General features: G+C 63.1%; 18 protein-coding genes and 1 tRNA gene. 6 read left to right on the forward strand and 13 right to left on the reverse strand.

Features of this window, described 5'->3' with window-relative positions:
- The first annotated feature begins 144 nt into the window (after positions 1 to 144).
- Positions 145 to 774 carry an SAF domain-containing protein gene (locus AAFP32_RS13655; RefSeq protein ID WP_350269580.1) on the forward strand — a complete coding sequence of 210 codons (630 nt, stop codon included), beginning with the start codon at positions 145 to 147 and terminating at the stop codon, positions 772 to 774.
- Between the two features lie 205 nt (positions 775 to 979).
- Positions 980 to 1,456: a large conductance mechanosensitive channel protein MscL gene (gene mscL, locus AAFP32_RS13660; protein ID WP_350269581.1), complete on the forward strand. Its 477-nt coding sequence runs from the start codon at positions 980 to 982 to the stop codon at positions 1,454 to 1,456.
- 148 nt (positions 1,457 to 1,604) lie between these two features.
- On the opposite strand, the gene AAFP32_RS13665 is transcribed toward mscL, so the two are convergent.
- Together AAFP32_RS13665 and AAFP32_RS13670 are read right to left on the reverse strand one after the other, a co-directional pair.
- Complete coding sequence (locus AAFP32_RS13665) at positions 1,605 to 1,844, reverse strand: hypothetical protein (protein WP_101620124.1); 240 nt, start codon at positions 1,842 to 1,844, stop codon at positions 1,605 to 1,607.
- Positions 1,837 to 6,741 carry a DUF4011 domain-containing protein gene (locus AAFP32_RS13670; RefSeq protein ID WP_350269582.1) on the reverse strand — a complete coding sequence of 1,635 codons (4,905 nt, stop codon included), beginning with the start codon at positions 6,739 to 6,741 and terminating at the stop codon, positions 1,837 to 1,839. The genes AAFP32_RS13665 and AAFP32_RS13670 overlap by 8 nt, the downstream gene beginning before the upstream one ends.
- 107 nt (positions 6,742 to 6,848) lie before the next feature.
- On the opposite strand from AAFP32_RS13670, the gene AAFP32_RS13675 reads away from it, so the two are divergent.
- Positions 6,849 to 6,921 (forward strand) — tRNA-Arg (locus tag AAFP32_RS13675).
- Positions 6,922 to 7,054: 133 nt separating this feature from the next.
- Here AAFP32_RS13675 and AAFP32_RS13680 read toward each other — a convergent pair.
- The 6 genes from AAFP32_RS13680 to pdxH form a co-directional block, all read right to left on the reverse strand.
- Positions 7,055 to 8,119 (reverse strand): universal stress protein, encoded by a 1,065-nt coding sequence (locus AAFP32_RS13680; protein WP_350269583.1) that lies wholly within the window; start codon positions 8,117 to 8,119, stop codon positions 7,055 to 7,057.
- Between the two features lie 142 nt (positions 8,120 to 8,261).
- Complete coding sequence (locus AAFP32_RS13685) at positions 8,262 to 8,762, reverse strand: HNH endonuclease (protein ID WP_350269584.1); 501 nt, start codon at positions 8,760 to 8,762, stop codon at positions 8,262 to 8,264.
- 475 nt (positions 8,763 to 9,237) lie between these two features.
- Positions 9,238 to 10,113 carry a C40 family peptidase gene (locus AAFP32_RS13690; protein ID WP_350269585.1) on the reverse strand — a complete coding sequence of 292 codons (876 nt, stop codon included), beginning with the start codon at positions 10,111 to 10,113 and terminating at the stop codon, positions 9,238 to 9,240.
- A 424-nt stretch (positions 10,114 to 10,537) separates the two neighbouring features.
- A complete protein-coding gene (locus AAFP32_RS13695) occupies positions 10,538 to 11,719 on the reverse strand; it encodes an IS30 family transposase (protein ID WP_350269423.1) in 1,182 nt (393 codons plus the stop codon).
- Between the two features lie 87 nt (positions 11,720 to 11,806).
- Positions 11,807 to 12,493: a metal-dependent transcriptional regulator gene (locus AAFP32_RS13700; protein ID WP_350269586.1), complete on the reverse strand. Its 687-nt coding sequence runs from the start codon at positions 12,491 to 12,493 to the stop codon at positions 11,807 to 11,809.
- A 318-nt stretch (positions 12,494 to 12,811) separates the two neighbouring features.
- Positions 12,812 to 13,483: a pyridoxamine 5'-phosphate oxidase gene (gene pdxH / locus AAFP32_RS13705; RefSeq protein ID WP_350269587.1), complete on the reverse strand. Its 672-nt coding sequence runs from the start codon at positions 13,481 to 13,483 to the stop codon at positions 12,812 to 12,814.
- Positions 13,484 to 13,658: 175 nt separating this feature from the next.
- On the opposite strand from pdxH, the gene serC reads away from it, so the two are divergent.
- Positions 13,659 to 14,816: a phosphoserine transaminase gene (gene serC / locus AAFP32_RS13710; protein WP_350269588.1), complete on the forward strand. Its 1,158-nt coding sequence runs from the start codon at positions 13,659 to 13,661 to the stop codon at positions 14,814 to 14,816.
- A gap of 234 nt (positions 14,817 to 15,050) precedes the next feature.
- On the opposite strand, the gene AAFP32_RS13715 is transcribed toward serC, so the two are convergent.
- The 5 genes from AAFP32_RS13715 to AAFP32_RS13735 form a co-directional block, all read right to left on the reverse strand.
- Positions 15,051 to 15,548 carry a DUF456 domain-containing protein gene (locus AAFP32_RS13715; RefSeq protein ID WP_350269589.1) on the reverse strand — a complete coding sequence of 166 codons (498 nt, stop codon included), beginning with the start codon at positions 15,546 to 15,548 and terminating at the stop codon, positions 15,051 to 15,053.
- 93 nt (positions 15,549 to 15,641) lie between these two features.
- Positions 15,642 to 16,901 (reverse strand): MFS transporter, encoded by a 1,260-nt coding sequence (locus tag AAFP32_RS13720; protein ID WP_350269590.1) that lies wholly within the window; start codon positions 16,899 to 16,901, stop codon positions 15,642 to 15,644.
- Positions 16,902 to 16,909: 8 nt separating this feature from the next.
- Complete coding sequence (locus AAFP32_RS13725) at positions 16,910 to 17,860, reverse strand: DUF3027 domain-containing protein (protein ID WP_350269591.1); 951 nt, start codon at positions 17,858 to 17,860, stop codon at positions 16,910 to 16,912.
- Complete coding sequence (locus AAFP32_RS13730; protein ID WP_101620232.1) at positions 17,860 to 18,240, reverse strand: cold-shock protein; 381 nt, start codon at positions 18,238 to 18,240, stop codon at positions 17,860 to 17,862. The genes AAFP32_RS13725 and AAFP32_RS13730 overlap by 1 nt, the downstream gene beginning before the upstream one ends.
- A 415-nt stretch (positions 18,241 to 18,655) precedes the next feature.
- A complete protein-coding gene (locus AAFP32_RS13735; RefSeq protein ID WP_101620114.1) occupies positions 18,656 to 18,886 on the reverse strand; it encodes a hypothetical protein in 231 nt (76 codons plus the stop codon).
- A 72-nt stretch (positions 18,887 to 18,958) separates the two neighbouring features.
- Here AAFP32_RS13735 and AAFP32_RS13740 point away from each other — a divergent pair, with 72 nt between their 5' ends.
- Positions 18,959 to 21,046: a helicase-associated domain-containing protein gene (locus AAFP32_RS13740; RefSeq protein WP_350269592.1), complete on the forward strand. Its 2,088-nt coding sequence runs from the start codon at positions 18,959 to 18,961 to the stop codon at positions 21,044 to 21,046.
- 58 nt (positions 21,047 to 21,104) lie between these two features.
- The gene (locus AAFP32_RS13745) at positions 21,105 to 22,739 is read left to right on the forward strand and encodes a DNA repair helicase XPB (RefSeq protein ID WP_350269593.1); all 1,635 of its coding nucleotides are present in this window, start codon (positions 21,105 to 21,107) and stop codon (positions 22,737 to 22,739) included.
- Positions 22,740 to 22,877 lie beyond the last annotated feature (138 nt).

A 22,877-nucleotide genomic window follows, 5' to 3' on the forward strand; every position in this document is an offset into this window, starting at 1 on the left:
GTACCCAGACTCGTTATCGACCCGCACTGCAGCTGTGGACTGACCGCACACTCATGGGCGATTGGCCTGTGGACACATGACGGCTGTCCACAGGCATTGCCTGCTCCCTTGCCCCGAGCATCTGCGCACAACCAGGCTCAAGACATGGGAATCATGCACCGCATCAGAGCCAGAGCGTCAACCTGGTCGAAGTCCTCACGGGTCAAACCACAGCGGATCGCCGCGGCTGTCTGCTTCGCATGTGCATGTGCACTCGTGGTCTGGATCCTCACCCCGGACCAGGGCGGAACGTCCATCGTCGTGGCCAACAGGAATCTGCCTCCAGGAACTGAACTTCGATCTCAGGACCTGACGGTTGTCGAATTTCCGACACAGCTTGTCCCGGACAAGGCTTTCACTTCAATCTCAGACGCCGATCACCAGCGAACCTCGGCTGGATTGTCTCGGGGTTCACCGCTGACGCAGTCGACGGTTCTCGACCAGCAGGCGCTGCCGGAAGGCAGTACAGATCTGCTCATGCCAGTGCGCTTGGCCGACGATGCTTCGGCAGCACTCCTGCAGCCAGGACAGCGAATCCGCCTGTTCAGCTCACTCCCGGATGGGGGCTCTGATGTCGTCGTGAAGGAAGTGACAATAGCCCGACTGGTCGACAAAGGCGATGGCATTTCCGCTGAAACAGGGCAGCTTGTCTCGGTGATATTGTCCTCGGATGATGCCGAAAGGATCGCAGAATTCGCCGGGATGCCAATCAGCTTCGCCATCCTTCCGCGCTGATTCAACGCTGAACCGCTGCCGAGACCCGTATGACCACCGGCCGCCCTCACTGCCCCGATTCGCCCCTGACTAACCAAGTCTTTTCGCGGCAGATAGCTCGCATGTCTTCGACGCAAAGTCGAGTTACCTGTGTGTATCATATAGTCGTAATAGAAGTGTTTCACACCGTATTGATGTTGACATATGCGCCGAAAGGGTGCCTCTAATGCTTAAAGGCTTCAGAGACTTCATTCTCCAAGGAAATGTCGTCGAACTCGCAACCGCGGTGATCATCGGCGGCGCCTTCACTGGAATCGTGACGGCCTTCTCCGATAAGATCATCAGTCCGCTGATCGCTGCCGTCGGTGGCGCGGACGGGCCTGCGCTGTCCTTCCAGATCAAGGAGAACGTCCCAGAGACGACCATTGACCTGGGCGCTGTGATCACTGCTGCGATCAACTTCCTGATCGTCGCCGCCATCGTCTACTTCATCATCATCGTCCCGATGAACAAGCTCAACGAGCTGCGCAAGCGCGGAGCTCCGGAGGAAGAAGTTCCTCCGACCACCGAGGATCTGCTCGGCGACATCCGCGAAATCCTTCGCACCCAGGCGGCCACCACCGTCGGTGGTCCTGCCGAAGGTCCTGCCGGCACCGCCGGCCCGTTTGACGATACCGAACCGACGACGCCCCCGCGCCACTGATTGGTGCCAGGGCAACGATGGCTCGTTTCCCTCTTGGGGAGACGGGCCATCGTCATGGTCAGGCTCGATCGGTCGTGCTCGGGTTCAGTTGGTCTTGTTCCGACTCAGTTGCTCCTCACCCCTCAAAGAGGGGAGACGTCGGGCCAGGTCACCAGTGCGGGGGCTTCTGTGCCCGGTAGTAGTCGGCGCTGAAGCCCGGGTTGCCGGTCTCGGCCTCATTGCGCAGCGTGGCACGATACTTCCGCACTGCCGCCTCGAGTCGCGCCTTCTTCTGCTGGCTCGTCTCCTGCTCCTCTTCAGGTGCACGTTCAGTGCAGTGATCGGCAGGTTCCGCGGCGTGTGCATGCTCGTCCTCAGGCGATTGTGCCCCGAGGGTTTCATCACTCATCTCGTTGCAAGCCATCCGTGCGCGGCTCGACATCGGCTGCACTCGGACGTTCCTCCTCAGCACCAGCATCACTGGCAGCAGTCTCCTGCACACCAGTGATGGACTCGGAGAATCCACGAGGATTCTCCTGTGTGCTGCCGGGTACAACCTGCGCGTCGGGGCTCGACACCTGGTCATTGCTCGCGGTCTCGATCAGACCCGCCTGACGCAGCTCGTCGGCCCTGATCTTCCCAGTGTCGAAGGTGGGAACGACCTCTTCCTCCATGGGACTGTGCTGATGCGATTGGGGAACCAGCACCTCGGCGCCGGTGACTCGTTTGGCTTGTGCATGCCGCTGACGGTAGCGATCCACGGCCGCCTGCAGCTGGGAGTCTCCGCGACCGGAGTTGCCTTTCTGAGCCAGAGCCGTGCGCAGCAGATCCTTGATCTCACCGTCACCACGGACGACGGCATCGGACTGGACCCAGTCGATCATTGCGTCAAGGCCAGAGTCCGAGTACTTGTGCATGGGCAGACCCGGCACCAGTTTGGGCCGGCTGCCGGTCCGGCCCACGACGACCGAGGCGGCACGAGCCGCGTTGAGGACAGCCTGCGGACTCATCTTCTCGACCGTGGACTTCCACGCCTCGAAGATCTTCTCGGACTCCGATTGCGGATCGACGAAGGCATCTGTGGACCACATGCGCATGAACTTCCACCCGCGACGGGCCAACTGTTCGGGCACGACGCGGTCGCGCTGGCGCAGGCTGCGGACGGAGGCGTATTCCGGTCCGTCTCCGGCTACGGCGATGATCATTCCGTGCTCGTCCTCGGTCGAATTCGCCACCGCCAGATCGATCCCGTTGTAATGTTCATGAGCGACCACGCCGAGCTGCAGCAGACGATCAGCGATGTCGTTGAACAGCGGATCGTAGATCTCGCCGTGCGGCCCCGGCTGTCTGACGCCACCGGCGGCCACCTCGTCGAGCAGTCGTGGGAGCAGAACCGCTCCCCCGGTGAGTCTGTTCTTATCGAAGTCATCGGCTTCGATGCTTGAGACCACGGTGAGGCGTTTGCGCGCCCGGGTCATCGTGGCCGCAAGGATCCGCTCCCCATCGGGACCGGACAGCGCGCCGAAGTCGTGGATGACGCGACCGTGGACGGTCCGCCCGTAGCCGAAGCTGAAGATCACTGCATCGCGGGACATGCCCTGGACTCGTTCGGCATCGGTGACCACGAAGGGTTCCTTGCTCGAATCGCTGAAGAATGCCGCAACATAGGGCAGATCCTTCATGGCCCGAGAAATCGCGGTGGCAACGCGCTGTGCGTGATGCGCGGTCAGCGCGACGACGGCCAGTGACTCACGTGAACGGTTCCGGGCGTGCTTGAGCACGAGCTCGACGACCCGCTTGACCTCGGCGTCAGGGCTCTCGACACGACCGGTGCCGATGTCCGTCGGGCCCCTGCCGTCTGCGACGTAGGAGAACTCGAGGCCGGTGCCCTCACCGGTGTGCGCGGTCGGCATCGTTGTGATCGTGGAATCGTAGAAGTGCCGGTTCGCCAAATCGATGAGACCCACCGGCGACTGACGGTAGGAGTTCGACAGTTCCATTCGAGGCAGGAACTCGCCGAGGCGCTCTTGCACTGAGCTCGGATGATTCCCCTCGTCCATTCCCCAGCGCTCAACCGCGATCGAGAAGGGACGTGGTCCCAGCAGTCTGGAATCGCCCAGTGAGATGACCTGCCGGGCCCGGGTGATGGCAGGCACCACGTCGGGGACCGAAAGGCGGCCGGCATCGGCGATGACCACTGCGTCGAAGAGCGGCAGTGCGGAGAAGAGCTCGGGCACTGAGTACGGGCTGGCCATCCACACCGGTGCGAGAGTCGTCAGCAGTTCGGGAGCCCGTGTCGACATGGTCTGCACAGAGGTGTGCGGGGAGAGCATCTCCTGTTTGATGACTCCGGCGGAGATCGGGTCGTTGTCGATTCCCCGTTTCCACGCCTGGGCATGGTTGTACCGCAGGCGGCCCGCACCTGCTGCGACGAAGGCACGGTCGTTCTCGCGGAAGCCTTCAGCCACCTGGTGCAATGCGGCACCATCGTGACGTCCCACCTGCGGATCCTCGCTGGCCATCCTCTGCAGAACGGACGCCCAGTAGGCCAGATCGAACTCTTGTCCGACGAGCGTGGTGTCGACTTTGCGGCGGCGCAGGTCAGTGAGCAGATCAGACAGGCCCTCGTCCGTCAGCTCGCGCTGAATTCGGGATCGTTCCGGAAGTTCGGCAAGGTTCTCCGAGTCACGGCCCATGGCTTCGGTTCGTGCCTGCAGCTCTTCGATGAGCATTGAACTCAGGTCGCCGCCATCGGGGGTGGTCTCCAGAATGGGAGCGATCTTGGCAATGTCGGCCTCAACGTCCTGCAGGATCTCATCGGCTTCGACGACGCCGCGAGGGATCTGCGGGCGACCGTCATGACCGGCGAGGTCTTGGAGCACGATGCGCTGGGACCGGACATCGATCAGCGCCGAATGCAGGTCGCTGACATCGGCGCCGGGGCGCAGGAACTCGTTCGCAGACTTCTTCTGGCGCTTGCGCTGGAGCAGGCCCATCTCGACGCCGACCTCGGAACGGTATTCTGCGGTTCCGGTCGCGGCGATGAGATCGTCGAGTCTGTGATCGTAGATGTCGGGGGCGAAGTTGTCGAGGGTCGTGCGCACCCGCAGCAGCACCTTGATCGCACGTGACCAGTCAGCGAGGTTGCGGCGGGGGTTCAGTTTGGCTTTGGACAGAACTGGCTCGACGGCCTTGACCAGGTCAGGGATGGTCCGCCCGAGACGCTCGGCGACGGTTCGTGCGGCTTCGGCTTCTTCGACTGATTTCAGGTCCGCGCCAAACCAGACGGTGTCCTCGACATCGAGGGTGAAGGCGCCCAATGATGCCAGCTCGCTGAGCTTTCCGCGCAGACCGTTGCGACGGTCATCGCTGGCGCCGAGGAGATCTTCACCGAATCGGACAGGGGTCTGCGGAGAATTCTCGCCGGAGGTCAGTTCCGCCAGGTGCTGCATCGTCTCGTAGACGGACACGTCCCAGGGCTCACGCCGACGATGCAGTGAGGAGACATGTTCGCTCAGTGTCTCGCGCTGTTCGTTGAGTTCGTTGAGCAGCCCGCTCAGGTCGGGGCGTTCGGCCTTCTCAGCTGATCCGATGAGGCCGACGAGCTGGTCCCTGATCGCGCCGGTGCCCTGGCGGGTGTCCACCGCGAATTCTGAGAGTCCGACCTCGCCGAGGCGGGAGGAGAAATCGTCGAGCGCGTCCGCTGTCTGGGCCAGGAAGAGAACGCTTTTTCCTGTGTGGGCAAGTGTTGTGGCCACCGCGACTGCGACCTGGGTGGCACCGGTCCCGGGTGGGGTGTCAACGACGACGGAGCGCCCGGAGACTGCGGCGTCGACGACGGCCTGCTGGTCACCGTCGACATCGATGACGAGGAACTCTTCCTGGGGTTTGCGATCAGGGAGAGGTGTGACGGGTTCCTTGAGTGCGGCCGGAACGACATCATCATTGTCGGATTCGGCAGCGCCCGGACCTGCAGAGCTGTTCGTGTCCGCCTCGGATTCTGTGCTCTGGACTTCCGCGGTCTCTGATGCTGCGGCCTCTGACGCTTCGGCGTCAGGTTTCTCACCGGCAGCAGCACCCGTCGTCGCCTCTGCTTTGCCAGCAGCGACCGTCGGCGCTGAGCCTGATGTCTTCGAGTCCGCCGACTTCGACTCAGTTGATTTCGGGTCCGTCGACTTCGGGTCAGTTGCGTCAGTCTCATCGGTGTCCTGATTCGACTGTGCACTCTCATCGCCCCCAGCACCACCCGCTGCGGAGTCCTCCTCTGCGATGCTCTCGGCTGCGGTGTCGGCAGCCGCAGATTTCTTGTCCGCATCGGTCGAAGTGGCCTCGGCGGACGTGGAGTCAACCGAGGAGGCCTGGGCCGATGCGGTGGTGGCTGAAGCGGATTCCGCTGAGCCTTCGGCCAGGTCCTTCGCATCCTCGGGCAGAGTGCCGTCAGTGATCGGTACAGTCGGTTGAGAGAAGTCGTCGTCGCCATCGGCTGCGCCGGGGCCAGGGGTCGGGTGTTTGTCGGCATCCGGCGCGATGTCCTGACGCGCTTCCTGCTGCGGAGTCGGAACGTAGGACGGGCCGCCGAGCGCGCCTCGCACGTCTTCGTCGCCGGCGAGTGCGCGAAGGATCGGGTGCTGTGTGGGCAGATAGTCCGTGGTGAACGGGTTCGCGATGTTCGCGAACGTCGACACTACGAAACGATGGTTGATGCGCAGCCCGGGCACTGGCTGCGCGAGATCGCGGAGGCGGTCCAGGGCCGGCCCCGGGTCGAAGCCGTGTGGGCCTCCCGTGGCGTCGACCCATTCGTCGACGGGAACGTCGAGGTCGTAGACCTCGGCCAGGTGCTGGACCAAGGCGGGGTTGATCATGATCCCGTCGCCCAGCACGATCTCGAAGTCCTCGACACGGGAGCCGCGGGGAACGAGCGTGACATGGCGCATCACGACGGGGGCATTGAACTTGTACTTTGAGTCTTTTTCCGTCCACGAAGCGAAGCCGATCGCCAGGTGCGCCGTCTGAATTCCGCGTTCATTGTCGAGCTGTTCGGCCTTCGACCGGATCGACCTCGCTCGGCGGCGTGCGTCAGCGAGGACCTCGTGGTCACGAACCAGGCTGGAGAGTCGGGTGGCCCGACCGGCCAGAAGCTGAGCTAAACCAGACGGGTGGGCTCCAGAGAGATCGATGCTGCCATCACGCGAATCCCGGAAATGGAGCATAGTGTCGCGGCCGCCCAGCTGGGCGGCCTGCTGTTTCCACTCGGCATAGACATCGTCGAGTTCTGGGAACTGATCGTCAACAACGGAATCTGGCACAATTCGACCCTAACGAGAAATTTCACTTAATAGTTGCTGGCACACCGTGAAACATCCAGGTTTCTTCTACGCTACACTGGGTGGTCGTGGTTGAAGAAGACCACAACGCCCCCGTAGCTCAGGGGATAGAGCACCGCTCTCCTAAAGCGGGTGCCGGCAGTTCGAATCTGCCCGGGGGCGCAGAAGCAGTCACACGTCAGCTTGTTCTCGTGCTCACCTTTGCGATGCCGGATCCCGCCTGCATCGGCTCGTGGCCGTGCAGGCGGGATCCAGTAGGAATCATCGAGTGATCACAGTTCCTTCGCCACGGCCTTCACAGCCCCGGCTCAGGAACCTCGCCCTCGTGTCGACGTTTGTTGTGGTCGCGGGTGACACGCACAACCATGGTCGGGCACTGCGAGTACGGCAGCACTGACTGCGAGGTCGAACCAAGGAGCAACCCGGCAAAGCCTCCACGACCGCGAGAGCCGATGACAAGCACCTCGGCGGTGTCAGAGGCACGAACGAGCACCTCGGCAGGCTGGCCGTCGAACAGGGTCCAGGTGACATCGAGGTTCGGGTACTCGGCCTGCAGGTGCTGTTTAGCCACGACGAGTTTATCGGCACCCTCATTGACCAGCCGTTCGAGGTCCGCGGTGCTCGGCAGCCATTCCGGCCCGATGACGGTAGTGGTGATGACGGCGACGATGTGCAGCGGTGATCCCCGGCGCACGGCCAGCCGAGCGGCCTTCCACAGTGCCGGGGACTCGGCGCCGAGGGAGTCGACGCCGACGACAACTTTGCCGTCGAAGCGCAGTCCCTCGATGGCCTCAACATTCGGATCGGGCTCGTCGACGACGATGCCGTCCTGGCGAATGGGCCGTGAGGAGGTGGGGTGCGCGGTCTTCTCCACGTCGGACTCCCACGAGGCCGGAACGACGACGGTCGGGCAGGCGGAGTGGGCTGGCAGGGCGCTGGAAACGGTACCGAGCAGGCGCCCGGCGAATCCGCCTCGACCGCGGGAGCCGACAACGGCCAGGCTTCCCGACTTCGATTCGTCGATGAGGACACCGGCTGCGTCACCGATTTCAATGACGGCTTCGACTGGCACACCAGCGGCCTTGACCTCGGCCGCGGCTTCCTTGAGTGTATTCGTCACTGCCGCACGGATCGACGTGTCATCGATCGGAACGTAGGAGACGTCGATCGCGGCCGCAGCCACGCTGGGGATCGTGTAGGCGCCGACCAGACGGATCGACTTGCCCAGAGATCTGGCTTCCTGGACTGCCCACGCCAGTGCATTGCGACTGGGCGGTGAACCGTCGATGCCTACGATAACGGCGTCGGGTTCCCCTGCGGGTGATGTATCGGCGTTCCGGGTTCGGTCCTGCTCACTCATCGCAAGCTCCTCATCTTGAAGCGAACTTCTCTCGTGTCCACCCTAAGTCAGAATCGATCGGCGGCCTGAGCCTATGTCACATCGTTATCCGAAGTGGGCCACAGTATGGACATCACGACAGGGAGTAAGAGCGGTGTCCGTTTCAGGCTGCTCTGGACAGCTCCAGAAACGGACGCCACTGCTCGACCGGTTTGTCGATCCCGCGCATCCAAAATTGACCGGGACGCGGCTCCTGAGGTTGAACACTGAGCGTCCACCCGATCTCGGCCAGCGACCTGTTGCCCTTGCGGTTGTTGCACTCACGGCAGCAGGCGACGAGGTTCTCCCAACTGTTGAGTCCCCCACGCGAGCGCGGAACGACATGATCGACCGTCGTCGCAGGTTTCGCACAATAGGCACACCGATGGTTGTCCCGGCGCAGCACGCCGCGCCGGGAGAGGGAGACCCTGCGGTCATGTGGCGGCCGCACATAGCGTGTGAGCAGAATGACCGAAGGTTGGTCGAGGTTCAGGTGTTCGGATCTCACCGGAATATCCTCGGCGGCCAGGACTGTCGCCTTTCCCGTGAGCACCAGGACCACGGCCCTGGTGAACGGAACGATCGACAGTGGTTCATACCCGGCATTCAGCACGAGAGTCTTCATATCCCGCCCCTCATCTTCGTGTGAGTGTGACCCCGTCCGATCGACACGGGCCCAGGAAACGCAAAAGGCGCCGTGCCGCAGCACAACGCCTTGAAAGTAGGGGCAGACACAGATATGTGCTCCGCGCCAGAAGCTGGAGCGGCTATTCGCACTATCCGACTGCGGCCCATCTGATTTCCCATCACTTACGCCAACTCAATCCTAATAAGAGTAACGCCGACTCTCTCCTGTGACCGAATTCATATCGCTCGCGTCACGGATTCTTTCGTTGCCGTTCACCCTGCGGCGAGGTCCGCATCACTTCCTGCCCACCCGCAGCGGGATTGCGAGCCAAGCAGTACCGAGTCACCAGCCCGATCTGCTGTGGTGGGCATTTCAAACAGGAGGAGTGCGCCTAAGGCAATCGGATACACAAAAACTCCCCGTCTGACTCGAGGACCGTCGAGCCAGGCGGGGAGTTTCCGTGTGAACTGGATCAGAGAACGCGGATGAAGGTGACGTTGCCCATCCAGCTGTAGCTGCGCTTCGAGGTGCCTGAACCTGGGGAGCCGGCATCGTACATCTGTCCGCCACCGGCGTAGATGCCGACGTGGCCTGGGTGCCAGATGAGGTCACCGGGCTTGGCTTCCGACTGGGAGACGACCGTGCCGGAGGCCTTCTGTGCACCCGAGCTGCGAGGCAGGTTGACGCCGACCTTGCTGTAGACCCAGGAGGTGTAACCGGAGCAGTCCCAGCCGCCCTGCGAGGTTCCACCGTAGACGTACGGGGTGCCGACGCCCTTGGCAGCCCAGCCGATGACCTGCTGAGCCTTGGAGCCGTCGATCGAACCGGCATTGTCAGACCCGGAGTCTTTGCTCTCGCTCTTGTCTGACTTGCCCTTGTCGCCGGAATCCGAGGAACCGGCGGTTGCGGAATCGGAGGAACCGGCGGTTGCGGAATCGGAGGAACCGGCGGAGTCGCCTGAAGTGTCTTCGGCGGTCTCGACGGGTTCCGGCTTGGGTGCAGGCTTCGGAGCAGCTTTGGCGGTGACGGTCTGAACGTCGGCGTTGAAGGAGGAGTCCTGCTTCTTGTCCTTGTCCTTGGATTCGTCGCCAGCAGTGACGGTCGCCGTCTGGTTCTCGAACTCAACCTGTGTCTGAGCCTCTGACTCGGCGGAGACTGCGACGTTGTCGTCGGCTCCCTGTCCTGCTGCCGGAAGAACGGCTGCGGTGAGCAGACCACCGCTGGCAGCAACAACGGCTGCACGGCGTCCGAAGACGGCGGAGTTGGCATTCAGGATTTCGGTCAGTTCGGTCAATGGGGTCTTGACCTTGGCTTCAGCGGCGCGGCGGCCATGCTGCTTAATTGCCACGTTTTCCTCTCGTCACCTATTGGAAGAATCCCAACCGCCACTTCCGGTCCTCAGAGATTTCACATCGAGCGTGGCGTGCGGCTCTCGGTGCAAAGTCGTCACTTTCGTGAACGACCTCCACAACTGTAACCAATCAGTGACCGATTGTCACGTTTCTGTCACGAACGGCGGGGGCCACCCCGGAGGTTTCCCATAAACATGCAGGTCAGGGCCCCTATATTTATCGAAATGTTCGTAACATTTGCTCGTTATACAACACGGTCCAGGGGGTGATCTACCACTCCCTGGACCGTGTTCAATACCAATTTGTAACAAATCGATGCTGGTCGAGACCATCGGTCGTGACCGAACTGTCTTGCCAGCGATTCTGCCGACGAGGCGTACTTTTGACGAGGCTTACTTTTGACGACTTAGATTCAAATCGTCAAGGCAACACCTCTGGTTTTCGGGTGGTGAGGTCGTGCTGGGCCTCGAGCGGTGTTCGGAAGCTCAAACACTTTCGGGGTCGGGTGTTGAGCTCATGAGCAATGACGTCGAGAGCTGATTGGTCGTAGGCCCCGAGGTCGGTCTTCTTCGGCAGGAATTGTCGCGTCAGCCCGTTGGTGTTTTCGTTCGTTCCTCGTTGCCAGGGGCTGCGCGGGTCGGCGAAGAACACCTCGACACCCGTGCTTTGGCTGATGGCCTCGTGCTCGGCCAGCTCCATCCCTCGATCCCACGTCAGTGTCCTGACTCGTCTTCGGACCTGATTGTGATGGTTGAGGCGGTTGATGAGCTGGTCTTTGACGCAGGCAGCGTCGCGACCGGGCGTGGCGACGAGATCGAGAACGCGGGTGGCTCGGTCGACAAGGGTCGCCACCTGGGTGGTGTTCGGCCCCAGGATGAGATCGCCTTCCCAGTGGCCGATTTCGCTGCGGTCTTTCGCTGCCTCGGGGCGGTCGTCGATGGAACGCGCATTCTTGATCTGAGACCGCCACTGCCCGCGCGTGGTGTAATGCTTGCCGTGGCGTATCGGTCGGTGACGGCGCAGATTGTGGTGGATATTGTGCGGCAGGGCTTTACGTCCTGAGTTGAGGTAGACGCCGCGATAGATGGCTTCGGCGCTGATGTGCATTCGCCGATTCTCGGGGTAGTCACGGTCAAGGCGTCCGGCGATTTGTTCGGGCGACCACCAGTGCTTCAGCCGCTTGGACACGTAGTTACACAGGGCTGGATTCCTCTGTAATTTCAACCGCTGGGGTCGGCCTCTTCGCCGTTGCGCGCGGTCATTGGCATCAACGGCTCGGTAGGAATTCACCCCCTTGTTGCGGGTGATTTCGCGGCTGATGGTCGATGGAGCCCGGTCCAAAGCCAATGCGATCCTCCGAATGGAGGTGCCGGCTGCGATGCCGCGGGAGATTTCCTCGCGTTCGGCCAGCGTCAATGATGCCGTTCCCGGACGAGGGGTGGGGTAGTAGATTCCGCCGCGGGGTTTCAGGATGGAGAATACTGATCCCGGCGGTACTTTGACGCTGCGTGAAATGTGGCTGAAAGAGTGACCGTCCTTCCACAGCTCCCAGACTCTTCGGCGTTCTTCTTCGGGTAGGCCTGGTCGTCCAATCTTGGCCATGTTCGCCTCCTGGCTGACGGGGTGTTGCACTCACGGTTTGAGTCTAAGGAGGCTTACTTCTTGACGGGGCGCACCTCTCGACGAGGCTTACTTCTTGTAGGCGAATACGTGCGAGGCTGTGTCCAGCGGCAGATCGAGCACGTCCTGCGCACCGGGGACCTGGACCGTGATGTACTCACCGTTGCGGGAGATCTCGACATCACTCTCGGGTAGGACACCGGCGACCTGGAACTGCTGCAGCAGATGGATGTCGACCTGCAGAGGTTCTGCCAACCACGCGATCCGCAGCTCCTTCGCCCCGTCGCGAGCCACAGCGGTCGCCAGATCGACGACTTCGGTGCCTGCCGCCAGTTTTCCACCGATCACGTCAAGGCCGGGGATCGGGTTACCGTACGGGCCCGAAGCGGTCTCGGGCAGCAGCGTGACGAGTTTGCGTTCGACCTGCTCGCTCATCACGTGTTCCCACCGGCAGGCTTCGTCGTGGACGAGTTCCCACTCGAGTCCGACGACATCGGCGAGGAGCCGTTCGGCCAGCCGGTGCTTGCGCATCACTTCGGTGGCGATCCGACGCCCCTCGGCTGTCAGCTCCAGATGACGGTCGTTGCTCACGTGCAGCAGTCCGTCACGCTCCATCCGCGCCACGGTCTGTGAAACGGTGGGACCGGAGTGATCCAAACGTTCAGCGATCCGAGCGCGCAACGGCACGATCGACTGCTCCTCAAGCTCGATGATCGACTTGAGGTACATCTCAGTTGTATCAATGAGGTCGTTCACTTCAGACCAGCCACTCCACTCTTCGTCTTCAGGCCCATTCGACCGTTTCAGGCGTTCTCAGCATCAATCCTATCCCGCGTACAGCCAATCACGTGCGTTCAACCAGCGCTGACGTCTACCGCCCTGGGCGCAGTGAAGAGTTCCCACGCGCCACATCCGGGTTCGTGGGCGCCACAGATCAACCCATTTCGCCCTGAACATCGGCTCATGTTCCCCGACTCCCGCAGTCGGTGCATTGACCATGCCACTGCCTGCCCCGCGTAACGCTTGAAGTGAGACGAATATTTCGCCGCGTCCTGAACTCGGACGAGCCCGCATTCAGGGGTAGAGACGAACCGGATTCCACGCGGCTGCCTGCGACAGATCCGCGGGCTCGTGACTGCCATCGGCACGACGGAACTCCCATCGGTCATGGAATCGGTTCTTCTGTCCCTGCCAGAACTCGATCTCGAAGACGCGGACCCGGAATCCGCCCCAATGTTCGGGGCGGGGCACATCCTTGTCCACGTACTGTGCCCGGGCGGCGTCGTATTCTGTCTGCATCTGCTCCCGCCCACTGACGGGCTGGGACTGCTTCGACACGCTGGCCGCGATCTGGGATCCATGGGGGCGGACGGCGAAATACGCGTCCGAGTCCTCGGGGGCAACCACCTCGGCGAGGCCCCTGATCCGGACCTGACGTTCCATGTCCTGCCAGGGAAAGTTCACGGCCACCCGAGGGTCGGCACGCAGCTGACGGCCCTTGGCGGAGTCGTAGTCGGTGAAGAACATGAACCCGGTTTCGTCGATGCCCTTGAGCAGGACGATCCGCGAGGACGGACCCCATTCGTCGAGGGTCGAGACCGTCATCGCGTTCGGCTCGCGGACGTGGGCCGCGGCTTCGTCGTACCACTGTCGAAACAGCGCGAGCGGCGAGACCTCGGGACGGTCGAAGGTCGGGGATTCGTAGGACTTCCGTGTCTGCGGCAATCGGTCGACTGGCTCACTCATACCCTCACTCTACGGTGAGCCGGTGGCACGCGTCACCGCATCGCTGATGCGAGGAATCACTGGTGCGAGGAATCATCCGCGTGACTGCCAGACACGACTCGATCCGACCCTGACATGTCTCTACATGACGATGCCGGTCATCGGGTACAGGCGGGTGCGTCGTAGAATGTCGAGCGTGACTGCCACGAAGATAACGATCCCAGACGAACTCCTACCCGCCGACGGACGATTCGGAGCCGGTCCGGCCCGCATCCGCAGAGCCCAGATCGAGGCGCTGAACTCCGCCGCCTCCGATGTGCTGGGCACCAGCCACCGCCAAGCGCCTGTGAAGAAGCTGGTCGCTCGCATCCGCACCAGCCTGGCTGAACTCTTCGACCTGCCCTCCGGCTACGAGGTGGTCCTGGGCAACGGCGGATCCACCGCCTTCTGGGACGTCGCCGCCTTCGGGCTCGTGCGTGAACGGGCCGCACACGCAACCTTCGGTGAATTCGGTCAGAAGTTCGCGAAGGCCACCGATGAGGCCCCACACCTGCAGGATTCCCTGATCCTCACAGCCGAACCCGGCACCTCTGCCATCCCCTCCCCCGCATCCTTCGCCGAGGCGACCGGAAACTCTGATGGCGCACCCGATGTCTATGCCTGGCCGCACAACGAAACCTCAACCGGCGTCGCAACCACGATCACCCGTCCCGAAGGCATCGACGATGACGCGCTCGTCGTCATCGACGCCACATCCGGTGCCGGTGGTCTGCCTGTCGACATCACCGCGACCGACGTCTACTACTTCGCACCGCAGAAGAACATGGGTTCCGACGGCGGCCTGTGGGTGGCGATCATGTCTCCGAAGGCCATTGCTCGCGCCCAGGAGATCAAGGATTCCGGACGCTGGATCCCCGCGTCCTTGGATCTTGTGACCGCGATCGAGAACTCCCGCAAGGACCAGACCTACAACACTCCTGCCGTGACGACCTTGGTCCTCCTGGCCGAGCAGATCGAATGGATCAACGGCAACGGCGGCCTCGAGTGGGCCACCGCCCGCACTCGTGAGACCTCCGGTTTCGTCTACGACTGGGCCGATGCCACCGAGGTGGCTCATCCCTTCGTCGAGAACCCTGATGATCGCTCGTCAGTCGTGACCACCATCGACTTCGACGATTCGGTCGATGCGGCCCTCGTCGCGTCTGTGCTGCGCAACAACGGCATCGTCGACGTTGAGCCCTACCGCAAGCTGGGCCGCAACCAACTGCGCATCGCAACGTTCGTCTCCGTCGATCCCGACGACGTCAAAGCGCTGCTGGCGAGCATCGACTTCGTCATCGACGCCCTGGCCTGAAGCCTCCTCAGCAATTCGAGCACCCCGCACCGTCAGTGCCGAAACCACCCTTTGCAGGGGTTGTTTTCGGAACGGACGGCGCGGGGTGCACTACTGTCTGTAGGCGAAGCGGCCGACAGGAGGACGTGCGAGTACCGGTGCGTGTGCTGCGCGCGTGATGCGGCCCTCAGCACTCGCGTGCCCTCAGCACTCGCCTGTCCTCAGCCTCGGTGCACCCTCAGTGCTCGCTTGCCCTCAGCCGAGGAAGTGGATGAGAGTTCCGATGCCGAAGGTGATCGCGGCCAGCAGGGCGAGTAGGAACTCGATGGCGGTGCCGAGGCCGATCGCTTTGAGTGATTCCCAGCTGGAGTCCCACGCTTCCTTGGCTTCGTGCAGCCGCATGTGTTCGGCGAGGTAGAGGCCGACGATGAAGCCGATCGGCAGGCCGATGACGGGAATCACGAAGAACCCGATGATGCCGAGGCCACCGGCCAACAGCACAGACTTGTTGGGGACTTCCATCGCCTTGAGCTTTCTGCCCGTGAGCACCAGGGAGGCGCTCATGCCACCCGCGACGAAGACGGCGACGATAGAGAAGACGATCCAAGCCATCGGCCCCCCGATGACGATCGCCCACACCAGCACGGCCACCGCGATGAGGATGGATCCCGGCAGCACGGGCAGGATGATGCCGAGACAGCCGATGAGGATCACCAGTCCGACCAGCACCGAGGTGAGAATGTCCGCGTTCACTGTCTGTCCGATCTGTTGGTCATGGGTCTATTGATATTAGGCGACCAGGTTCCGCGCCGCGCTCAGGATGGCAGACGACTGCCGGCCCGGTTCTCAGGGCCGACCGTGATAGCTCAGGTGAAGGCGGATGCGAGATCTGGGGTCATAGCTTAAGCGCAGGTTCTTCGACACGATCATCCACACCAGACCGACACCGAAGGCGATGATGCCCGAGGCGGCTCCGACGCCCATCGCCATCCGCGGTCCGTACATATCGGCGACCCACCCTGCCAGCGGGGCACCGATGGGAGTCCCGCCCAAGACGACGGCCGCGTAGATCGCCATGACCCGACCCCGATAGTGCGCGGGAGTCGTCGTCTGCACATAGGCATTGGCCGAGGTCATCATCGTCAGCGACGCGAAGCCGACCAGCATCAGCGAGGCCGCGAAGACATAGTAGTTGGGTATCAGAGATGCTGTTCCGACTGCGAGGCCGAATCCGCCTGCCGCGCCGAAGATGAAACGCAGCCTCGGCTTCTCCCGTTTCGCCGAGATCAGCGCCCCGGTGACTGAACCGATCGCCATGACGGAGTTGAGCAGACCGAAGCCGCTGGCATCCTTGCCGAACTCGATCTTGGCCATGGTGGCGGTGTAGATGTTGAAGTTGAATCCGAAGGTCGCGACGATGAACAGGACGAGCAGCACGATCGCCACATCGGGACGTCGTCGCAGGTACTTGAATCCGCCCAGAATCCCGCCCGTACCCCGGCGCCCCGAGGGGTGCAGCCGGGTCTGATCCAAACGGATGAGCACCGTCAGGGTCGCAGCGAACCCGAGCCCGCTGATCAGGAACACCGGTCCGGCGCCGATGAGTGCGGTGAGGATTCCGGCGACGGCGGGACCGATCATGCGGGCACCGTTGAATGATGCGGAGTTGAGGCTGACCGCGTTGGGAAGCAGTTTCTCACCGACCAGCTCAGAGACGAAGGCCTGCCGCGAGGGGTTGTCGAGGGTGGCTAGGATGCCCAAGGCCAACGCAGTCATGTAGACGTGCCAGAGGACGATGACGTCGGTGATGACGAGCACGAACAGGAGCAGGCCCACGGCACCCAACAGTGTTTGGGTGACCATGAGGAGTTTGCGCTTGGAGAACTTGTCGGCGATCGCTCCCGCGAAGGGGAACATGATGAGCTGTGGGCCCATCTGCAGCGCCATGGTGATGCCCAGCGCCGAAGCGTTGTTGTTCGTCAGGTAAGTGAGGACGATCCAGTCCTGGGCCGTCCTCTGCATCCACGTTCCTGTGTTCGAGATCAGGGCACCGGCGAACCAATGTCGGTAGTTCGGTTCAGCCAGTGACCGGAACGTGTGCGCCATCGACTGGGTCAGCCCTCCTGGAACTCGAGTTCGCCGGCGGAGTAGTCGTCAACGACGGCCTCGGCAGGATCAGTGCTCTGCCGGCTGACGTCGGTCTCCGAGTGGGCTCCGCAGCCGAAGTCGAGTGCGACGACCTTGCCGTCGGCCGGAGACCAGCCGTTCGCGCAGACCCCGAACTTCTGCCGCAGCGATCCGGCCAGCGGCATGAGGTACCCGCAGCTGGAGCAGTGGGCCGATGCCTTCGCCGCGAAATCCGTTTCCGCACCGGTCTCCGATTCAGCCCACCTGGTGGCCGCCGAAGAGATGCCTTCGGGAGAGAGCACCCGGCGGCGGCCGAGCCCGAACTCAAAATTCGGGATCTCGTCCAGGTTGCCGTCCGAGGTCTCTTCGACCTGTTCGAAGCCCTGCTGCAGGTTCGGATCGTCCTCGACCTTAGGCAGAGTGTCGCGTGGAGTCAGATCGCCGGGTTCAACACGCTGATCCCAGGGAACCCATTCCGGTGCGACGAGCGAATCGGGGCCGGGCAGCAGTGCCGTCTCGCAGACCGTGACCTTCTTCGCCCGAGGAGCACGAGCGAGGACTGCGACCCAGCGCCAACCGCGGTAGATCGGATCGGTGCACGCGAAGTAGTGGGTGACCAGGCGGGTGCCCTCGGCCAGAGTGCCCAGGTGGTCACCGATCACAGAAATGCCGGCAACCTCGGCGATGGCTGAACGCGCGGTGTCGATGGCTGCGGCCAGCTGTGCGTCGAGGACGACCTTCTCGGAGTTCGCCCGCGAAGCCTTGGCCTGCTTCACCGGCGCCGCCGACTCAGCCTGGACCGGTGTCTCAGCCTGGGTCGGTGTCTCAGCCTGGGCCTCGACCGGTGTCACAGCAGCCGACGCCGCCTCTGCGGGCGCAGGGTCGTTCCTCGGCTCGGCACTCTGGCCGGCCAACCATTCACTGAAGAGTGATGACATCAGGACTCCAAATCGTCGGCAATTGCCCGCAGCAATGAGGCTACCTTGTTCCCGTGGGACGAGTCGGGGTAGCGGCCGTGCTGCAGTCCGTTGTTGAGGTCATCGAGTACTTTGATGACATCTTCAACCATAACTGCCATGTCTTCGGCCGGACGTCTGCGAACCTTCGCAATCTTGGCCGGGGCGGAGAGCAGCCTGGCCTTGAGGACCTGGGCTCCGCGACGGGAATCGACCACGTCGTAATCGAGGCGGGTGCCCTTGGTGACTTCAGCGTCCTCGGGCAGGACTGAGGAGTGGAGGAAGGCCTGAGAGCCGTCCTCGGCGATGACGAAGCCGAAGCCCTTATCGACGTCGAACCATTTCACGCGTCCGGTTGGCATGGTGTCCTTTCCTGGTGATGCTCGTAGTTGGTGATGCTGATAACTGGTGATGCTCGTATTTGATGATGCTCGTACTCGGTGATGCTCGGTGGTGCATGGCCTCAGGATCAGCGACCATCGTTTCGGTCACCGACGCTTTCGTCCGGCTGCATCGACGCGGCCCGAAATCCGATCCGAGGTTCGATTCGGCGGTGTGGTCGTGTGCCTTCTCAGCGGCCGGGCTGCAGCCGGAACGGTGCGCCGTCCACATCATGGCCGCTCGAATCGCCCTGAGTGCCGACGTTGGCTGTGGCCGGCCTCGGCGCGACGCTGTCTTGGTGAGTGTGTGCCCGATGCTGACTTCGCGACCATACCGCGGCGAGACGATCGCCTCGGTGGAAGTGCGTGTGCCGATGACAGCGACCGTGGCCGACTTTCAGCTCTGGCCCACCTCAGTCTGTCTGCGTCTCAGTGCTGCCCTGACCAGGGCCAGCGCGACCAAGGCGAATGCGATCGGGAGGAGGATCATCGGCAGGTATGTCAGCAGGTGCGAGGGGGCGTAGCCCATCCAGGCCTGGCTCAGTACGCCGATCAGCGCCACTGCACCGACAAGGGCGGCGGCAACGGCTACGACGACGATGGTGGTGTCGACACGCTGGGCTGACAATGCTCGTCCTTTCCGAGATCTCCAAAGCTCTTCTGCCCATCTATTGTAACCCTCACGCTAAACTGAACAGCGATGTCAATGACCTTCAGCCAATGGCTGTCCCACAGTTCCGATACCGACTTCGAGTCCCTCGTCCGGACCCGTCGCGATCTCCTCCAACCCGAGTCCCCGACGATCCCTTCGCTGGCCGCGGCTGCTTCCTCGCGAATCGGCGTCTCCCGGGGTATCGAAGCACTGACCTCAGCCCAGCTCGACGTCTTCATCGACTTGGCCAAGTCCGCGCGCACCTCGGCGGACATCAACGTGGGTGAGAATCGTCATATCGACAACACCCGCGCCGAGGTGGTCCTCCCCCGACTGCGCGACCTGGGTCTGGCCTGGCCCTCGTCTGAAACCACCTGGCGGATCCAGTCGGAGGCCATCACACTGCTGCCCACCTCGGCGGCCGAATCCGCCCGGGCACATCCGTGGCAGGCGGCGTCCGAGCTCGACTCGAGTATCGAGGCGATCCCGACGACACTCATCCACAACAGCGAACGAGCCGCCGTGGCAGAGGTGATCTCCTCCCTGCGTGGACTCGTCGATGAGCTGGCGAGCTCACCGATCTCCCGTCTGACCAGCGGCGGCATCTCCAAACGAGACGTCACCCGGATCGGGAAGACCATCGACCTGGGACTCCAACAGACGATCACCCTGCTGCTGGCAGCGAAGTCGTTGCGCCTCATCGGCGTGCTCGACGACCCATTGGATCCTCAATGGACGGCCAGCGACGACGCAGCCGATGTCCTCGAAGGCGACAGGGCGCAGCTGTGGGCGGCATTGATGACCTCCTGGCTGCGCGAACCCCTCGACGTCACCCAGCTGGCAGCCGGGGCGAGTGCCAACGAACGCCTCACCGTCCTCGCGTCTCCGAAGAAGTCCCTGTTCAAGGGGTTCAGTCAGTCGCAGCCGACGATGCCTCTACTGCGCTTCACCATCCTGGAGATTCTGCACGACATCGGACACGGATCCTCGCGCTCCGCCGAATGGATTCACGCGCAGGTCCTTGCCACCCACCCCCTCATCCCGGCACACGATTTCGCGATGACCGAAGCGATCCTGCACACCACCGGTGCTTTCGGCCTGGCGACGACCCCCCTGCAGAATTCCGGACACTTCGGGCCCAGCAGGTTCGGCGTCCTCCTCGCCAGGAGACTGCGGTCTGCGATGAGCGCCCAGGCCGCCCACGATCCGTCGATCGCACCGGTGAACTTCAGCCTCGAAAGCCTCGAGGTGCCCACCGATGTCGTCGACGCGGTCCGGCTCGGACTCGTCGATGAGGTCGAGACCGTGCTCATCCAATCCGACCTCACGGCGGTGGCGACCGGACCCATCGAGCCCAGAGTCCATCACATCCTGCGCAGGTTCGCCGTCGTCGAGGCGCGCGGGCAGGGCACCGTATACCGCATCGACGCCACCACGATCGAAGCGAGCATGCAGGCCGGCATCAACGCCGAAGACGCCTTGGCTCAGCTCGCTGAGATCAGCGCCGAAGCCCTGCCGTCGACGCTGAGCTTCCTCGTGCAGAACACGGCCTCGAAGCTGCGCCGTGTGCAGGTTGCCGGTGCCCGTGCCGTCCTCGTCGTCGACGATCCCGTCGACCTCGACGTCATCCTCTCCGACCAGGCCATGCTGCCGGCCGGCCTGGAACGTCTGGCACCGACCGTGGCGGTCGGTCAGCTGGGCCCCGAACGCACCATGCACCTGCTCGAGTCCGCCGAGCACCACGCCATGCTTCACTCACCGTCCGGGCCGGTGCGCAAACGCAAGGTCATCACTCAGGCCGAGCCGGAGGTGCATCTGCGCAAGCGCGCACGGGTCGACGATGCCCACCTCGACGACTACATCCGCATCCTCCGCTCCCCCGGAGCCCGCGCGGCCCCAGCCACGAGCACGGACGAGCCCCTGGGACACATGGATCGACTCCGGGAAGCCGCCGGAGCAGGCCAGCAGGTCACGATCACGCTCGCCGACTCGCACGGGAAGGAACGCCTCATCGACATGCTCCCGGCCACCGTCAACGGTGGGCGCGTGCGCGGCAAGGTCAAGACCACCGGCGCCGAGGCGTCCCTGTCGATCGCGCGCATCGTCAGCGTCGATGTGGTGGAGGAACAATCCTGAGGACACAGACGTTGTCCCCTTCGAAGTCACCTCGGCGTGGAAAGAAGCAGGAACACACATGAACGGTCCGTTGATCGTGCAGTCCGATCGGACTGTGCTGTTGGAATCGGGGCACCCCCTGGCCGTCGAAGCGGCCGTGGCGATCGCGCCGTTCGCGCAGCTCTCGCGAACACCGGAGTACATCCACACGTACACGATCACCCCATTGGGGCTGTGGAATGCCCGTGCCAGCGGACATGACGCGGAGTCCGTCGTCGACGTCCTCCTCGAGTTCGCGAAATATCCTGTGCCCCACGAACTGCTCGTCGACATCGTCGACATCATGGACCGCTTCGGAGTCCTCACCCTCGTCGACAATCCGATTCACGGACTGACCCTGACCTCCTCGGACACCGATCTGCTCGCCTCGCTCATCAGCCAGCCGGACCTTGTGGGCAAGTTCGGCAAATCCCTCGACGCCGAATCCGTCCTCGTCCATCCTTCGGAGCGCGGTGAGCTCAAGCATGCGCTGCTGCAGCTGGGTCATCCTGTCTCCGACCATGCCGGCTATGTCGACGGAGAGGCCCACGAGATCGCTCTGTCCGATGATGCCCATGGCGGACAGTGGCATCTGCGCGACTATCAGAAGGAAGCGATCGACCACTCCTTGAGCGGTGAGTCCGGCGTCGTTGTCCTGCCCTGCGGGGCGGGCAAGACCATCGTCGGAGTGGCCACGATGTCGCGGGTGCAGACGACGACGCTGATCCTCGTGACGAACTCCGTTGCCGCCAGACAGTGGAAGGACGAAATCCTTGCCCGCACCTCGCTGACCGAAGACGAGGTCGGTGAGTACTCGGGGTCGATGAAGGAGATCCGACCGATCACCATCGCCACCTATCAGGTGCTGACCACCCGCCGCAAGGGCTCCTACCTGCACTTGGAACTCCTCGACGCCAAGGACTGGGGACTTGTCATCTACGACGAGGTCCACCTCCTGCCGGCGCCGATCTTCCGCCTGACCGCTAGCCTGCAGGCCCGGCGGCGGCTCGGACTCACGGCCACCTTGGTCCGCGAGGACGGGCGCGAGGACGAAGTGTTCTCCCTCATCGGGCCCAAACAATACGAGGTGCCGTGGAAGGAACTCGAACGCATGGGCTACATCGCCACGGCGTCCTGCCACGAGATTCGGGTCCGCCTCGACGGCGGAACCCGCACAGCCTATGCCCGCGCCGACGGTGAGGACCGGTACCGACTCGCGGCCACCTCGGATGCGAAGCTGCCGATCGTGCGGCAGCTCGTCGCCGACCACCCCACTGCACAGATCCTCGTCATCGGGCAGTACCTCGATCAGCTCGAGGAGATCGGTGCCGGCCTCAATGCTCCTGTGCTGACCGGGCAGACACCTGAATCGCAGCGCCAGGAGCTGTTCCGTGATTTCCGCTCCGGTCAGATCCCCGTACTTGTGGTGTCGAAGGTCGCGAACTTCTCCGTCGACCTGCCAGCCGCCTCGGTGGCGATCCAGGTCTCCGGCGCCTTCGGCTCCCGGCAAGAGGAGGCCCAGCGTCTGGGTCGGATCCTGCGGCCGAAGGAGGACTCCGGTTCCGCGACGTTCTACACGGTCGTTGCCGCAGACACCGTCGACGAGCACTTCGCTGCCCAGCGCCGCCGCTTCCTCACCGAGCAGGGCTACAGCTACGACATCGAGGTGCGCTGACCACTGCTTGACGGCGCCGAACGGTGGCGGGAATTCAGTTGGGCAACCTTTCAGGCGCTGGGCAACCTCGCTAAGGGTTGCTCAGCCTGGCAAAGAGAAGCACCCGAGGGGGTGCCCAAGCCGTTGGTGGTTCCGAGT

Source organism: Brevibacterium sp. CBA3109 (genome assembly GCF_040256645.1).
Taxonomy (GTDB): domain Bacteria; phylum Actinomycetota; class Actinomycetes; order Actinomycetales; family Brevibacteriaceae; genus Brevibacterium; species Brevibacterium koreense.